18 protein-coding genes and 1 tRNA gene are annotated in these 13,439 nt (G+C 69.0%); 5 read left to right on the forward strand and 14 right to left on the reverse strand.

Annotated elements, in window-relative coordinates:
• Positions 1–17: 17 nt before the first annotated feature.
• A tRNA-Leu gene (locus EV648_RS22135) sits at positions 18–98 on the forward strand.
• Positions 99–105: 7 nt separating this feature from the next.
• Here the strand turns inward: EV648_RS22135 and EV648_RS22140 are convergent.
• The 5 genes from EV648_RS22140 to EV648_RS22160 form a co-directional block, all read right to left on the reverse strand.
• On the reverse strand, positions 106–516 hold the full coding sequence (locus EV648_RS22140) for a hypothetical protein (protein ID WP_199234750.1): 411 nt from the start codon (positions 514–516) through the stop codon (positions 106–108).
• A 108-nt stretch (positions 517–624) separates the two neighbouring features.
• Positions 625–1,209, reverse strand: a complete 585-nt coding sequence (locus EV648_RS22145) for a hypothetical protein (RefSeq protein WP_132294886.1) — start codon at positions 1,207–1,209, stop codon at positions 625–627.
• 1 nt (position 1,210) lies between these two features.
• Complete coding sequence (gene rdgB, locus EV648_RS22150; protein WP_132294889.1) at positions 1,211–1,816, reverse strand: RdgB/HAM1 family non-canonical purine NTP pyrophosphatase; 606 nt, start codon at positions 1,814–1,816, stop codon at positions 1,211–1,213.
• On the reverse strand, positions 1,813–2,529 hold the full coding sequence (gene rph / locus EV648_RS22155; protein WP_132294892.1) for a ribonuclease PH: 717 nt from the start codon (positions 2,527–2,529) through the stop codon (positions 1,813–1,815). The genes rdgB and rph overlap by 4 nt, the downstream gene beginning before the upstream one ends.
• A gap of 10 nt (positions 2,530–2,539) precedes the next feature.
• Positions 2,540–3,409: an SGNH/GDSL hydrolase family protein gene (locus tag EV648_RS22160; protein WP_132294895.1), complete on the reverse strand. Its 870-nt coding sequence runs from the start codon at positions 3,407–3,409 to the stop codon at positions 2,540–2,542.
• Positions 3,410–3,554: 145 nt separating this feature from the next.
• Here EV648_RS22160 and EV648_RS22165 point away from each other — a divergent pair, with 145 nt between their 5' ends.
• Positions 3,555–4,736, forward strand: a complete 1,182-nt coding sequence (locus tag EV648_RS22165) for a Gfo/Idh/MocA family protein (protein WP_132294898.1) — start codon at positions 3,555–3,557, stop codon at positions 4,734–4,736.
• Here the strand turns inward: EV648_RS22165 and EV648_RS22170 are convergent.
• The 3 genes from EV648_RS22170 to murI all read right to left on the reverse strand — a co-directional run bounded on the left by EV648_RS22170 (position 4,729) and on the right by murI (position 7,175).
• Positions 4,729–5,562: an alpha/beta fold hydrolase gene (locus EV648_RS22170; RefSeq protein ID WP_132294902.1), complete on the reverse strand. Its 834-nt coding sequence runs from the start codon at positions 5,560–5,562 to the stop codon at positions 4,729–4,731. The genes EV648_RS22165 and EV648_RS22170 overlap by 8 nt on opposite strands.
• Positions 5,562–6,308 carry an MBL fold metallo-hydrolase gene (locus tag EV648_RS22175; protein WP_132294905.1) on the reverse strand — a complete coding sequence of 249 codons (747 nt, stop codon included), beginning with the start codon at positions 6,306–6,308 and terminating at the stop codon, positions 5,562–5,564. Before EV648_RS22175 ends, EV648_RS22170 begins: the two co-directional genes overlap by 1 nt.
• A gap of 63 nt (positions 6,309–6,371) precedes the next feature.
• A complete protein-coding gene (murI, locus tag EV648_RS22180) occupies positions 6,372–7,175 on the reverse strand; it encodes a glutamate racemase (protein WP_132294907.1) in 804 nt (267 codons plus the stop codon).
• A 180-nt stretch (positions 7,176–7,355) separates the two neighbouring features.
• Here murI and EV648_RS22185 point away from each other — a divergent pair, with 180 nt between their 5' ends.
• Positions 7,356–7,718, forward strand: coding sequence for a zinc finger-like domain-containing protein (locus EV648_RS22185; protein ID WP_132294910.1), 363 nt, complete (start codon positions 7,356–7,358; stop codon positions 7,716–7,718).
• Between the two features lie 38 nt (positions 7,719–7,756).
• On the opposite strand, the gene EV648_RS22190 is transcribed toward EV648_RS22185, so the two are convergent.
• The 6 genes from EV648_RS22190 to clpS form a co-directional block, all read right to left on the reverse strand.
• Entirely contained in the window at positions 7,757–8,704 is a 948-nt protein-coding gene (locus tag EV648_RS22190) for a PLP-dependent cysteine synthase family protein (RefSeq protein WP_132187315.1), read from the reverse strand.
• 13 nt (positions 8,705–8,717) lie between these two features.
• Positions 8,718–8,996: a MoaD/ThiS family protein gene (locus EV648_RS22195; protein WP_132294913.1), complete on the reverse strand. Its 279-nt coding sequence runs from the start codon at positions 8,994–8,996 to the stop codon at positions 8,718–8,720.
• 51 nt (positions 8,997–9,047) lie between these two features.
• Positions 9,048–9,491, reverse strand: coding sequence for a Mov34/MPN/PAD-1 family protein (locus EV648_RS22200; RefSeq protein ID WP_132294916.1), 444 nt, complete (start codon positions 9,489–9,491; stop codon positions 9,048–9,050).
• Positions 9,492–9,561: 70 nt separating this feature from the next.
• On the reverse strand, positions 9,562–10,539 hold the full coding sequence (locus EV648_RS22205) for an aldo/keto reductase (RefSeq protein ID WP_132294919.1): 978 nt from the start codon (positions 10,537–10,539) through the stop codon (positions 9,562–9,564).
• A 36-nt stretch (positions 10,540–10,575) separates the two neighbouring features.
• On the reverse strand, positions 10,576–11,133 hold the full coding sequence (locus EV648_RS22210; protein WP_132294922.1) for a DUF2017 domain-containing protein: 558 nt from the start codon (positions 11,131–11,133) through the stop codon (positions 10,576–10,578).
• A complete protein-coding gene (gene clpS, locus EV648_RS22215; RefSeq protein ID WP_132187310.1) occupies positions 11,130–11,417 on the reverse strand; it encodes an ATP-dependent Clp protease adapter ClpS in 288 nt (95 codons plus the stop codon). The genes EV648_RS22210 and clpS overlap by 4 nt, the downstream gene beginning before the upstream one ends.
• A gap of 186 nt (positions 11,418–11,603) precedes the next feature.
• On the opposite strand from clpS, the gene EV648_RS22220 reads away from it, so the two are divergent.
• Together EV648_RS22220 and EV648_RS22225 are read left to right on the forward strand one after the other, a co-directional pair.
• Positions 11,604–12,893: a nicotinate phosphoribosyltransferase gene (locus EV648_RS22220; RefSeq protein WP_241995518.1), complete on the forward strand. Its 1,290-nt coding sequence runs from the start codon at positions 11,604–11,606 to the stop codon at positions 12,891–12,893.
• On the forward strand, positions 12,890–13,399 hold the full coding sequence (locus EV648_RS22225; RefSeq protein ID WP_132294928.1) for a MarR family winged helix-turn-helix transcriptional regulator: 510 nt from the start codon (positions 12,890–12,892) through the stop codon (positions 13,397–13,399). Before EV648_RS22220 ends, EV648_RS22225 begins: the two co-directional genes overlap by 4 nt.
• Positions 13,400–13,439 lie beyond the last annotated feature (40 nt).

Consider the following 13,439-nt stretch of genomic DNA (forward strand, 5'->3'; position numbering starts at 1 on the left):
GAACGCGGTTCCTCGTTGCCAGAGTGGTGGAACGGCAGACACGCCGGCTTTAGGTGCCGGTGCCTTCGGGTGTGCGGGTTCGAGTCCCGCCTCTGGCACCCTTCACTAGCTGATGATCCCGTGCCTGGTGTTCCAGTTCCTGGCGCCTTGGTAGGCGTCGATCATTCCCCAGACCCAGACGGCCGGGACCAGGACGAAGCCGATGATCACCAGGGTCAGCACCCAGGCGACGCAGTACGCGGCGAAGATGGCGATCCCGATGCCGACGCTTCCGTTGATCAGTGAGCCCAGGCCCGGGACGAAGAACGACGCGACGAGCGCCAGCCCCGGATTCTTCGCTGCCACCTGTTGGTGCGGATAGCCGATCCCGTACATCTGCGGATACCCCGCCTGCTGCGGCATCGGATGGTTCCCGTACTGCGGACCGCCCGGCGGCTGCTGCGCCGGAAGCATCGGCGGCTCCGGAATCGGCTGGTGCGCGGATGGTTGCTGCTGGTCCGGATACTGCTGAGACATGACAATTCCCCCTCATCCCCGAGCCCCCCTCGGGATGTGGGTCACCGTAACGCTCCGTGTCGGAAATGCCTAGGGCCTGGCGCGGATCGTACGAACTGTGACCGTGGGTCAGACAGTGGCGAGGTACGCCGCGCCTCGGGGGCTCAGCTCGTAGCCGGTTTCGAGGCTGTAGGTGAGGCCGAGGTTCTTCAGTTTGCGGACGTCGAGTTTGAAGGCGGGGGTCTCGCGGTTGAGGTCCGCGGCCAGGTCGCCGGCCCGGACGGCCGGCTTGGACTGGATCAGGCGCAGCGTGTCGGTGGTCCAGGCGCCGTGGCGGCTGAGCTCGTCCAGCTTGGCGAGCCGGGCCTTGAGGTCCTCGAGCTCCGCCGGCGAGAAGTCCGCGGAGGCGGCCAGCTCCTCGCGCGGGTCCGGGCCCTCGACCAGGTGGAACTTCACCAGGAACGTCGGCCAGTCCTCGTTGCCGCGCAGCCGGCGGCGGACGTCCTTCGCGTTCTGCCGGTCCGCCGCGATCACGTCGGCGTCGTTGTCCGCGATCAGGTCCGGGTTGACCTGGCGGACGCTCTCGATCTCGATCCGGCCGGCGTTGGTCCGGTAGATCCGGCCCTCCACCACCCGGGCCTCGGACCAGCGCCGGTAGGCGGTGGTGATGCGCCCCTCGGCGACCCCGTCACGATCGGATCCGGCGAACAACATCTCAGGCCTCCAGCGCTCGGGCGACGATCGGGGCGATCTCACGCAGGGCCTTGCCCCGGTGGGAGATCGCGTCCTTCTCCTCGATCGACAGTTCAGCAGTGGTCCGGTCGTACCCCTCCGCCTGGAAGAGCACGTCGTACCCGAAGCCACCGGTACCACGCAGCTCGCGGATCACCGAGCCGGGCATCTCGCCGCGGACGATGACGTCTTCCGCGTCCGGCCGGCAGAACGCGACAGCGGCCACGAACGACGCACCCCGGCGCTCGTCCGGCACGTCCTCCAGCTGGCCGAGCAGCAGCAGGTTGTTCGCGTGGTTGTCCTTCGCCGGGCCGGACCAGCGCGCGGACAGCACGCCGGGCATCCCGTTCAGCGCGTCCACGCAGATCCCGCTGTCGTCCGCGATCGACGGCAGCCCGGTCGCGGCCAGGGCCGCCTTCGCCTTCAGCAGCGCGTTGCCCTCGAAGGTCGGCTCGGTCTCCGCCGGCTCCTCGTACGGCGCGACATCGGCCAGGCCGAGCACCTCGATGCCCGGCACGATCGGGGCGAGGATCCGGCGGAGTTCCTCGAGCTTCTTCTGGTTGTTCGAGGCCAGCAGGATCTTGCTCATGCCAGCGCCTCCTGCTGGAGCTTGGTCAGCTCGGCGCAGCCCACCGTCCCCAGCTCGAGCAGGCTGTCCAGCTCGGCGCGGTCGAAGGGGGCGCCCTCGGCGGTGCCCTGCACCTCGATGAACTTGCCGTCGCCGGTGAGCACCAGGTTCATGTCGGTCTCGGCCCGGACATCCTCCTCGTAGCAGAGGTCGAGCATCGGGGTGCCGTCGATGATGCCGACGGAGACCGCGGACACCGAGCCGGTCAGCGGTTCGCCCTTCAGCGCCTTGCGGTCGCGCAGGAACGACACCGCATCCGCGAGCGCGACGTACGCGCCGGTGATCGCCGCAGTCCGGGTGCCGCCGTCGGCCTGCAGCACGTCGCAGTCCAGCAGGATGGTGTTCTCGCCGAGCGCCTTGTAGTCGATCACGGCGCGCAGCGACCGCCCGATCAGCCGGGAGATCTCGTGCGTCCGGCCGCCGATCCGGCCCTTCACCGACTCCCGGTCCGAGCGCGTGTTCGTGGACCGCGGCAGCATCGCGTACTCCGCGCTGACCCAGCCCAGGCCGGAACCCTTGCGCCACCGCGGCACACCCTCGGTAACACTGGCCGCGCACAGCACCCGCGTCTTACCGAACTCGACCAGCACCGATCCCTCGGCATGGTCGAGCCAGTTCCGGGTCAGGGTCACCGGCCGGAGCTGGTCAGGGGTACGTCCATCGATACGAGCCATGCGGGAAACCCTACGTGGTCTGCACCTCCGCATCGGCCGACGGGACTGCTGTCCGGGTGAGAGTAGGGGTGGTCGTGGCGCGCGGGGTTGGTGGGCGTAGTTGGCTGAGGGCCATGCGGGCGGCCCAGGGAGTGAGGTCGCCGGCTCGGCGGCCGAGCCAGGGGACGCCTTCGCGGACCATCCACAGGGCGTCCGCCCACCTGGTCGGCGGCTCCCCCGCACAGTCGAGCTCAGGCGGCACCGCGATCCGCGTCCCACGCCGGTGGAGTTCGTCGGAGAAGGCTCGGGCCAGCCGCCGGTGCCCCCGCTCACCCGGGTGCAGCCGGTCGACGCTCCAGAAGTCCCGGCGGTACACCTCTGGATAGTCCGCCATGTCGATCCGGATCCCGCCGAACCGCGAGTACAGCTCGTCGTACACGGTGTTGACCTGCTCGATCCGCTGCCACAGCGGCCGGCGCAACCAGGACGGCAGGCCGAACACCTGGCCGTGGTCGTGGAAGCGGACGGTCAGCAGCAACGCGCCGCGGGCGGTCAGGTGCTCCGCGCAGTACTGCAGGCAGTCGCGGATCTCGCCGCGGTCGAAGGTCGAGCGCAGCGTGTCGTTCACCCCGACGATCAGTGAGGCGAGGTCGATCGGGCCGGTGCCCGTGGCGGGGAGTTGGTCGGCCGCCACCATCGATGCGGTGGCGCCACTGGTCGCGAGGTTCGAGAACGTCACACGGTGGGAACTGTCCAGGGCATCCGCGAGCAGCGAGGCCCAGCCTCGCCACCCCTGCCCCGGCCGCGCTCCGGCACCGGAAAGGTCGGTGGTCGTGCCATTCAGCGGGTCCCCGACACCAACGGTGGTCGAGTCGCCCAGTGCCACATAGTGGAGGCTCACATTCCGTCATGGTGACCGGACTGGTCGATGCCAGGGTGAGACGCAGGTGACAGCCTGGTGGACACCTCAGGAGCGGACGGGTGTTGAAGGTCGGAAGTGTTCGGACATAGGCTTCTGCAATCATCTACGTGCAGGAGCCTGGTGCATGAGTACTGAAGACCTACGGTTCGGTGTGGTCGGCCTCGGGGCCCGGAGCAAGATCGCGCGGCACGCGCACCTGCCCGGCGCGGGGTCCCGCCTCGTCGCGGTGTGCGACCCGAGCGAGGTGCAGCGGAAGGCGACGCTCGACGAGTTGCCGGACGCAACGGCGTACGCCGAGCACCGCGAGATGCTCGACCTGAAGCTGGACGGCGTCTTCCTGACCACCCCCGACGACCTGCACGAGGACCCGGCGATCGACTTCCTCCGGGCCGGCGTACCGGTGTTCGTGGAGAAGCCGCTGGCGATCACCACGTCCGGCTGCGACCGCGTGCTGCAGGCGGCGTACGAGAGCGGCGCCCGGCTGTACGTCGGCCACAACATGCGGCACATGCCGGTGGTGCTGACGATGCGCGACCTGATCGCCTCCGGCGCGATCGGCGAGGTGAAGGCGATCTGGTGCCGGCACTTCGTCGGGCACGGCGGCGACTTCTACTTCAAGGACTGGCACGCCGATCGTCGCCGGACCACCAGCCTGCTGCTGCAGAAGGGTGCCCACGACATCGACGTGATGCACTGGCTGGCCGGCGGCTACACCACCCGCGCGAACGCCTTCGGCGGTCTCACCATGTACGGCGCGATCGAGGACCGGATGGATCGTTCCGGGCAGCGGTTCGCCGACTTCGTCTCCGAGGACAACTGGCCGCCGTTGAGCCAGACCGGGATGGCGCCGGTGATGGACGTCGAGGACCTCTCGATGGCGAATCTCCAACTGGACAACGGGGTCTACCTCACCTACCAGCAGTGCCACTACACCCCGGACTACTGGCGCAACTACACGGTGATCGGCACGGCCGGGCGGCTGGAGAACTTCGGCGACGGTCCGGGTGACACCGTGAAGGTGTGGAACAGCCGCCGCTCCGGCTATCGCGAGGACGCCGACCAGGTCGTCGAGATCCCCGCGGCCGAAGGCGGTCACGCCGGTGCCGATCCCCGGCTGGTGGCCGAGTTCGTCCGCTTCGTGCGCGACGGCGGCGCCACCTTGACCTCGCCGGTCGCCGCCCGCGCGGCCGTGGCAGCCGGCTACGCGGCGACCACCTCGCTGCGCGCCAACGGCACCCCGATCGACGTACCGGCGCTCGATCCGGCCCTGGTCGAGTACTTCGACCGCGGCCAGAGTCCTAGCTGAGCAAGGCCTTCAGTACTTCGCGAAGCGCGTCCGGCCGCTCCCGCAAAAGGGAGTGGCCGGCGCCTTCGATCAGGTGCAGTTCATGGTCGGGGATGTGCCCAGCCAGAGCCCGTACTGCGCTCGCCGGCCGCGGGTCACCCGTGCCGTGCACCAGCCATACCGGCATCGGGAGGTTCCCTGCCACGGCAGCCTGGTGACCGTCGGTCCAGGAGTCGGTCTCGGCGTTGATGGCCTTGTTCGCCGCGAAGTTGATCGGCAACGGGACCGCGGCATCTTCCAGCGCCCAGATCCAGGCCTGCTCGCGATCGGCGTGATCGGTGAACCACGAGAGCGCGCGGAACTCGATCTCCTCTTCAGGGCTCCGGCTCTGACGCTGCAACTCGGTCAGGCGAGCACGCTGCTCGTCGGACATCCGAAGCGTGCGCTCCCGGTCGTACGGCGTGTACCAGTCGCCGAGCCCGACACCGGAGAGGTAACCCACCCGAGCGACGCGCGAGGGATGGGCCGCCGCATAGGTGAGCGCCAAGGTCGCACCGAACGAGTGGCCGACGACAGCGATCTGCTCATGACCCCAGTGCCGGCGTAGCTCATCGATGTCGTCGCAGAGTCGTTGCATCGTCTGCTCGTCCGAAGGATCCGAACCACCGCAACCCCGCTGGTCGAACCGGTGCACCACCGTCAGGTCGTCCAGCAGCGCGGCGACGGGCTCGAGGTAATCCCACAGCCCCGGACCACCGTGCACGAGGATCACCGGCGGCCGGGCGGTCGCAGTACCGGTTGTCCAGGTGCGCAGGCGGGTGCCGTCTGGGAGTGCGACGAACTCCATCAGATCTCGAAGAGCTTGCCCGGGGTGGCCACCTGGACGTCGCCCGGGTAGGTGCGGCGGGCAGCTTCCGCCTGGGTGTCGCGGTCGAACCAGGGCGGTACGTGCGTGATGACGAGGCGTTTCACCTCGGCTCGCTTGGCGTGTTCGCCGGCATCGGCCGGAGTCATGTGCAGATCGTGCGGGTTGTTCGGATCGCCGTCGCGCAGGGCGGCCTCGCAGAGCAGCAGATCCGCGCCGCGGGCGAGCTCGACCAGGCCGTCGTTCGGGCCCGTGTCGCCGGTGTAGACGAGCGCTTTGTTGCCGTGCTCAACCCTGATCGCGAACGCCGGGACCGGGTGCACCATCGCAGTGGTCCGGACGGTGAACGGGCCGATCCGCTGGATCGCCTGCCAGGTGTGGAACTCCAGTTCCTCCTGCATCCCCGGATCCTCCGGCAGGTCGTAGGCGAGCGCCATCCGGCCGGCCGTACCGGGTGGACCGTAGACCGGGATCCTCGGCAACGGTGACGTCGGCGAGTACTTCGCCGCGACGTACAGGCCGCACAGATCCATGCAGTGGTCAGGATGCAGATGGGACAGGCCGATCGCGCCGATCTCGCTGACGGCGAGGTAGCGCTGCAAGGCTCCCAGCGCACCACTGCCGAGGTCGAGGACGAGGTTGAACCCGTCCGCGGTGACCAGATAGCTCGAGGCGGGCGAGTCGGGCCCGGGGACGGACCCGGAGCAGCCGAGCACGGTGAGCTTCATGACTGGAACATTACCGGCGGGTTGCCGGCTTCGCAGGAAACGTTGTGTGGTGCAGGCAACTACTCAGCGCACCCAGGCGAACTGGTCGACGCCGGAGATCACCGGTCCGAGGAAGCGCGAGCCGATCGCCGCGAACTCGGCCGGGCTCCCGGTGGTGACGAAGCGGTGCCGGGGCTCGGGCAGGTCGTCGGCGCGGAGCAGGCCGCTCTTGGTGAGCACGCCGTACACGTCCTTCGCGCACTCCTCCGCACTGCTGACCAGGGTGACGTTGTCGCCCATCACGTACGAGATGACGCCGGTCAGCAGCGGGTAGTGCGTGCAGCCGAGGATGAGCGTGTCGACACCGGCCTCCACCAGCGGATCAAGGTATTCGTGAGCGGCCGCGAGGAGCTCGGAACCCGACGTGACGCCCGCCTCGACGAAGTCCACGAACCGCGGACACGCCTTGGTCAGGAGATCCACCTGCGGCGCCGCGGCGAACGCGTCGTCGTAGGCCAGCGAGGTCGCCGTCGCCTGCGTGCAGATCACTCCGACGTGCTGGCTCCGGGTGGCGGCGACCGCACGACGTGCTGCCGGCAGGATCACCTCGACCACCGGTACGTCGTACCGCTCGCGGGCGTCTCTGAGCATCGCGGCGCTGGCCGAGTTGCATGCGATCACGAGGGTCTTCACGCCGGCCTCGACCAGGTGGTCGAGACACTCCAGCGCATACTCCCTGACCTCGGCGATCGGCTTGGGACCGTACGGCTGGCGGGCGGTGTCGCCCAGGTAGAGGATCGGTTCGTGCGGGAGTTGGTCGAGCACCGCGCGGGCGACGGTGAGTCCTCCGAAGCCGGAGTCGAAGATGCCGATCGGTGCGTCTGCCACGAGTCGAACCTTAGCTGTGCGAGCCGACAAGTCCGGTAGCGGGCAGAGCTGAAGTAACCCTTACCTAAGCGGGGTGAACGACACGCCGGAGTTGTCCACATCTTTACTCTGCGGAATTGCAATCTGACGTGACCCAGGCCACTCTTGACGGATGTGTTTGCAACCGCCCTCAGCGATGCCATGAATCTGGCAGTCCACCTCGCGGTGGCCCTGAGTTCCACCGCCGCACCGAATCCGCATCCCACCAACGCCGCGGCAGCAGGCTCGGCCGCCGGTCAGGCTGCGGAAACGAACGCGTCCAGCACCAGCGCGGACATCGCGACGACTCTCGGCCCGACCGGAATGCTGCTGCTCCTCGCCGTCGCCGTCTTCGCCGCGTACGTCATCTCGCTGTCGTTGCACCCGAACCGGAAGTGCAATCGCTGCAAGGGCGCCGGACGGCACAAAGGCGCGTTCTTCAGCTACGCGCAGCGCCCCTGCAACAGCTGCAAGGGTCGCGGTGTGCATCCCCGACTAGGACGCAAAGTGCTCTTCAAGACCTGATCCCACCCGCCGGCATTTCTCCAGCAGGCTAAGGAACCTCAGGCCCAGAGCTGGCCCTCGAGGCGGTCCTCGGCCTCGTCGATGGTGCCCTCGTAGGCGCCGGTCGAGAGGTACTTCCAGCCGCCGTCGGCCACGACGAAGGCGATGTCCGCGGTCTGACCGTCGCGGACGCACTTTGCCGCCTGACCGAGGGCCGCATGCAGGATCGCCCCGGTGGAGATCCCCGCGAAGATGCCCTCGTTGTCCAGCAGTTCCCGGACCCGCCGTACGGCGTCTCTCGGGCCGACCGAGAACCGCGCGTCGATGAGCGTCTCGTCGTACAACTCGGGAACGAAGCCTTCGTCGAGATTGCGCAGGCCGTAGACCAGTTCGCCGTACCGGGGTTCGGCGGCGACGATCCGGACCTCGGGCTTGTGCTCACGGAAGAACCGCCCGGCGCCCATCAGCGTGCCGGTGGTGCCGAGGCCCGCGACGAAGTGCGTCACCGAGGGGAGGTCGGCGAGGATCTCCCGGGCCGTGCCGTCGTAGTGCGCGGCCGCGTTCGAGGGGTTGCCGTACTGGTAGAGCATCACCCAGTCCGGGTGCTCCTCCGCGACCTGCTTGGCCACCCGGACGGCCTCGTTCGAACCACCGGCGGCCGGGGAGGAGATGATCTCGACCCCCCACATCCGCAGGATCTGCCGGCGCTCCTCAGAGGTGTTCTCCGGCATCACGCAGACCATCCGGTAGCCGCGCAACTTGGCCGCCATCGCGAGCGAGATCCCGGTGTTGCCCGAGGTCGGCTCGAGGATGGTGTTGCCCGGTCGCAGCCGGCCGTCCTTCTCGGCGTCCAGCAGCATCCGCAACGCGGCCCGGTCCTTGATCGAACCGGTCGGGTTGTGGTCCTCCAGCTTGGCCCACAACCGCACGTCCGCCGTCGGGGACAACCGTGGCAGGCCGACCAGCGGAGTACCGCCGACGGAGTCGAGCAGACTGTCGAAGCGCATGACCGGGGCTCCGTCAGCCGCCGGCGACCGCGGGCAGTACGACGACCACGTCGCCGTCCTTCACCTCGGTCTTGAGGCCACCGGTGAAGCGCACGTCCTCGTCGTTCACGTACACGTTGACGAACCGGCGAAGCTCCTCCGGCCGGCCCTCCACGATCCGCTCCTTCAGGCCCGGGTGGTTGCCGTTCACGTCGTCGATGAACTCGGCCAGCGTGCTACCCGCCCCGTTCACCGCCTTCTCGCCGCCGGTGTACGTGCGCAGGATCGTCGGAACCCGCAGTTCGATCGCCATATCAGTTCTCTCCTCGGTCTTTACTGTTGCCAACATCCGCCGCTGGTCGGGTCATTCCGCCGGGTAGGCCGGGACGACCTGGACCTCTTCCTCGGTGACCTCGCCGTCGATGATCCGGTACGACCTGAACTCGACCGGTCCGTCGTACGACGGGGAGTCGGCGCCGTCCCGGGTCGAGACCAGCACGTAGTGCGCGCCGGGCTCCTGGGCCAGGTTGATGTCGGTGCGCGACGGGTACGCCTCGGTGGCGGTGTGCGAGTGGTAGATCACCACCGGCTCCTCGTCGCGGGAGTCCATCTCCTTGTACAGCCGGAACAGGTCGCCCGAGTCGAACTCGTAGAACGTCGGCGACATTGCCGCGTTCAGCATCGGGATGAACCGCGCCGGCCGGTCCGATCCCTCCGGCCCGGCGACCACGCCACACGCCTCGTCCGGGTGGTCCCGGCGAGCATGGTCCACGATCGCCTCGTACGTCGCGGTGTCGATGATCAGCACGCCCCCACGGTACGGCGGCCACCGCACCCACCCCGCCAACAGCGAGGTCGGTCCAATATGCGGACAGGTGTTACCAGCGGTTGTGGATCTGAGGGCGGATCAGCTCGTCGTAGACGGTCTGGACGGCCTTCAGTTGGCCTTCGGTGAGCGCGGCGAGGGCGGCGGCGCCGAGGTTGCCGCGGACTTGGTCGGGGTTGCGAGCGCCGGGGATGACGACCGAGACGCCGGGCTGCTCGAGGATCCAGCGGAGGGCGAACTGGGCCATCGTGGCGCCCTCGGGGACGATCGGGATCAGCCGCTTCACCGCCTCCAGGCCGGTGCCGAAGTCGACCCCGGAGAAGGTCTCGCCGACGTCGAAGGCCTCGCCCTTGCGGTTGTAGTTGCGGTGGTCGTCCGGGCCGAAGGTGGTGTTCTCGTCGTACTTGCCGGACAGCAGGCCGCTCGCCAGCGGGACCCGGGCGATGATGCCGACACCGGCGCGCTGGGCGGCCGGGAGCACCTCGTCGAGCGGCTTCAGCCGGAACGCGTTCAGGATGATCTGCACCGACGCCACGTTCGGCCGCGCGATCGCCGTCAGCGCCTCCGCGCAGGTCTCCACGCTCACCCCGTACGCCGCGACGCGCCGCTCCTGCACCAACGTGTCGAGCGCGTCGAACACGGCGTCGGTGGAGTACACCTCGGTCGGCGGGCAGTGCAGCTGGACCAGATCGATCGTGTCGACGCCCAGGTTCTCCCGGGAGCGGTCGTTCCAGGCGCGGAAGGCGTCCAGGTTGTAGTTCGAGGGGATCTGCTCGACCCGGCGGCCCATCTTGGTGGCCACCGTCAGCTCCAGGTGCTCCTTCAGCACCTTGCCGACGAGTCGCTCGCTGCGCCCGTCGCCGTACACGTCGGCGGTGTCGATGAAGGTGACCCCGCCCTCGACGGCCGAGTTCAGCACGGCGAGCGCGTCGCTCTCGTCCACCTCGCCCCAGTCCGCCCCGAGCTGCCAGGCCCCCAGCCCGACCACACCGACATCCCGACCGGTCCGACCCAACGTCCGCTTCTCCATGCCGCCCACACTAGCTAGGCGCCCGCCGGGAACGAGTCAGCGGATGTTGTGGAGCAGGGCGGACTGGAGGTAGCCGAGCCAGTCGTAGAGGTCGTAGGTGAGGCGCCGGGGATCGTCGTCGGGCAGCTTCTCCCAGACGGAGTAGTCGTCCTCCTCCTTGATGTCCAAGCGGGTGCCGATCGCCAGCCGGAGGTCGTTCAGCGCGCGGAGCCAGGCGAGCTGGTCCTCGCCCTCGAGCACGATCCCGTCCTCTACCGCGTCGGCGTCCTCCAACGCGGCGAGGACCCGCTTGGCATCGGACGCCTTGCCGTCGCGCAACCCGCGCTCGGTGAACCGCCGGAACTCCGACGACGCCTGGTCGTCCGCGTTGTACGCATCCGGCAGCAGCCGCTGCAGTACCACGTCCTCCGGCGGCGAGGTGGGCCCGTCGTTGTCGAGCAGTGCCGCCAGCGGGTCGCTCGACTCGCTCACACGCGGCGGCATCCCGTCGTACAGCAGCTCCACCAGGTTGCGGAGCAGGTTCGCCAGGATGTCGGCCTCGTGCTCGGCGAAGCTGACGATCACGGTCTTCTTGCGCTTGCGGAACCTCGTCACGACTTCTCGCAGGTGGCCCAGAGGCCGTAGCTGTGCATGGCTTCGACGTCGCGTTCCATCGCCTCACGGTTGCCGTTCGACACGACGGACTTGCCCTCCTGGTGGACCTGCATCATCAGCTTCTCCGCCTTCTGCTTGGAGTAGCCGAAGTACGTCTGGAAGACGAACGTGACGTAGTCCATCAGGTTGACCGGGTCGTTCCAGACGATGGTCACCCACGGTGGGCTCAACTCGATCGCCTCGTCGACTTCGGGGCTCTCGAGCTCGCTCGGTGCGGTGGTCACTTACCCATTCTCTCCATCATCGGTTCCCGGCTCGCAATAGGCAGTGTCCTCCGCCGGTCGTTCGTGCTTCAGCTCCGGTGTCCAGGTGCGTGCCTGGGCACCGGAGATGTGCACGAACGACCGGCGGAGGACACTACCTCTGTGAACGCTACGACAGCCTTGCTGACGGACCACTACGAGCTGACCATGCTGCAGGCCAGTCTCGCCGACGGCACGGCGCATCGCCGGTCCGTCTTCGAGCTGTTCGCCCGCCGCCTGCCCGACGGGCGCCGGTACGGCGTGGTCGCGGGCGTGAACCGGCTGCTCGACGCCCTCGAGCGGTTCCGGTTCGACGAGCAGACGATCGCCTTCCTGGCCGACCGGGGCATCGTCGACCAGGCGACGGCCGACTGGCTGGCGGACTACCGGTTCACCGGCGACATCTCCGGCTACGCCGACGGGGAGATCTTCTTTCCCGGGTCGCCGGTGCTGATCGTGGAGTCCAGCTTCGCCGAGGCGGTGCTGCTGGAAACCGTGTTCCTGTCGATCCTGAACCACGACTCCGCCGTCGCCAGCGCGGCGTCCCGGATGACCTGGTGGGCCGGCGGCCGCCCCTGCATCGAGATGGGCTCGCGCCGTACCCACGAGGAGGCGGCCGTCGCCTCGGCGCTCGCGGCGTACATCGCGGGCTTCGCGACGACCTCCAACCTGGAGGCGGCCCGGCGGTTCGGCATCCCCAGCGCGGGCACGGCGGCGCACTCGTTCACCCTGCTGCACGACACCGAGCGGGACGCCTTCACCTCCCAGGTGGATGCCCTGGGCAAGGGAACCACGCTGCTGGTGGACACCTACGACCTGACCGAGGCGGTGGCGATGGCGATCGACGTGGCCGGCACCGACCTCGGCGCGGTGCGGCTGGACTCCGGCGACCTGCCGTCACTGGCGGGCCAGGTCCGCGACCAGCTCGACTCGCTGGGCGCCACCAAGACCCGGATCATCGTGACCAGCGACCTCGACGAGTACCAGATCGCGGCCCTCGCGCCCGCGGCCGTCGACGGGTACGGCGTGGGCACCTCGCTGGTGACCGGCAGCGGCTATCCGACCTGCGGGTTCGTCTACAAGCTGGTCGCCCGCGAGGACTCGAGCGGCGCGTTGCTGCCGGTCGCCAAGAAGAGCCCGGACAAGATCTCGATCGGCGGCCGCAAGTACGCGTTGCGCCGCCGCTCGGCCAAGGGCGTCGCCGAAGTCGAGCTGATCGGCGTCGGCGAGCCGCCAGCGGACGACGGCGACGACCGCGAACTGCTGAAGCCGCTGGTCGAGGCCGGCAAGATCGTCGGCCGGACCACCCCGGACGAGTCGCAGGCGCACCACCTCAAGGTCCGCGACGAACTCCCGCGCAGCGCGAGCCAGCTCAGCCGCGGCGAGCCGGCCATCCCGACGGAGTACATCGGCGACCTGAACGCCCGCAATCCCTTCGTCTCCCGGAGCGCGAGGTGACCACAGCCGACGGTACTGCGGAGCGCGGGCAGCCCGCCGCGGCCGGCGAGCCGTTGCGGTGGGACCCCGACGCTCCGGCCAGCGGCGGGGACATCCTGATCGCCCTGCGGTTCGCCGATCGCGCGGCCCGCAAGGCGGTCAGCGACGAACTCACCGGCACCGGCGTCCACACCGGCCAGGAGATCGTGCTCGCCAAGCTGCTGCACCTCGGCTCGCTCCCGGTCGCCCAGCTGGCCAAGGTCCTCGACGTCGAGGTGCCGACGGCCACTCGCACGACCCAGCGGATGGAGGCGGCCGGCCTGGTCCGCCGGCTGAAGAACACCACCGACGCCCGCCAGGTCAGCATCGAACTCACCGACCGCGGCAAGGAACTGGCCAAGACCGTCCAGCAACTCCACGCCCAGGCAGGCGACCGCGCCCTCCAAGGCATCTCCCCCGAACACCGCCGCCTCCTCCGCAACCTCCTCTGGACCATCACCGCCAACATCGACGAACTCCCCGGCTAGCCGCTTCCCCACGCTCGGCTCCCCCGGGTTCCAGGTCCGG

This window comes from Kribbella sp. VKM Ac-2568, from assembly GCF_004345365.1.
GTDB lineage: Bacteria > Actinomycetota > Actinomycetes > Propionibacteriales > Kribbellaceae > Kribbella > Kribbella orskensis.

Coding starts and splice junctions, on each gene's coding strand:
- EV648_RS22140 (WP_199234750.1), bottom strand. CDS start 516: ATGTCTCAGCAGTATCCGGACCAGCAGCAACCATCCGCGCACCAGCCG.
- EV648_RS22145 (WP_132294886.1), bottom strand. CDS start 1,209: ATGTTGTTCGCCGGATCCGATCGTGACGGGGTCGCCGAGGGGCGCATC.
- rdgB (WP_132294889.1), bottom strand. CDS start 1,816: ATGAGCAAGATCCTGCTGGCCTCGAACAACCAGAAGAAGCTCGAGGAA.
- rph (WP_132294892.1), bottom strand. CDS start 2,529: ATGGCTCGTATCGATGGACGTACCCCTGACCAGCTCCGGCCGGTGACC.
- EV648_RS22165 (WP_132294898.1), top strand. CDS start 3,555: ATGAGTACTGAAGACCTACGGTTCGGTGTGGTCGGCCTCGGGGCCCGG.
- EV648_RS22170 (WP_132294902.1), bottom strand. CDS start 5,562: ATGGAGTTCGTCGCACTCCCAGACGGCACCCGCCTGCGCACCTGGACA.
- EV648_RS22175 (WP_132294905.1), bottom strand. CDS start 6,308: ATGAAGCTCACCGTGCTCGGCTGCTCCGGGTCCGTCCCCGGGCCCGAC.
- EV648_RS22185 (WP_132294910.1), top strand. CDS start 7,356: ATGAATCTGGCAGTCCACCTCGCGGTGGCCCTGAGTTCCACCGCCGCA.
- EV648_RS22190 (WP_132187315.1), bottom strand. CDS start 8,704: ATGCGCTTCGACAGTCTGCTCGACTCCGTCGGCGGTACTCCGCTGGTC.
- EV648_RS22195 (WP_132294913.1), bottom strand. CDS start 8,996: ATGGCGATCGAACTGCGGGTTCCGACGATCCTGCGCACGTACACCGGC.
- EV648_RS22205 (WP_132294919.1), bottom strand. CDS start 10,539: ATGGAGAAGCGGACGTTGGGTCGGACCGGTCGGGATGTCGGTGTGGTC.
- EV648_RS22220 (WP_241995518.1), top strand. CDS start 11,604: ATGCTGCAGGCCAGTCTCGCCGACGGCACGGCGCATCGCCGGTCCGTC.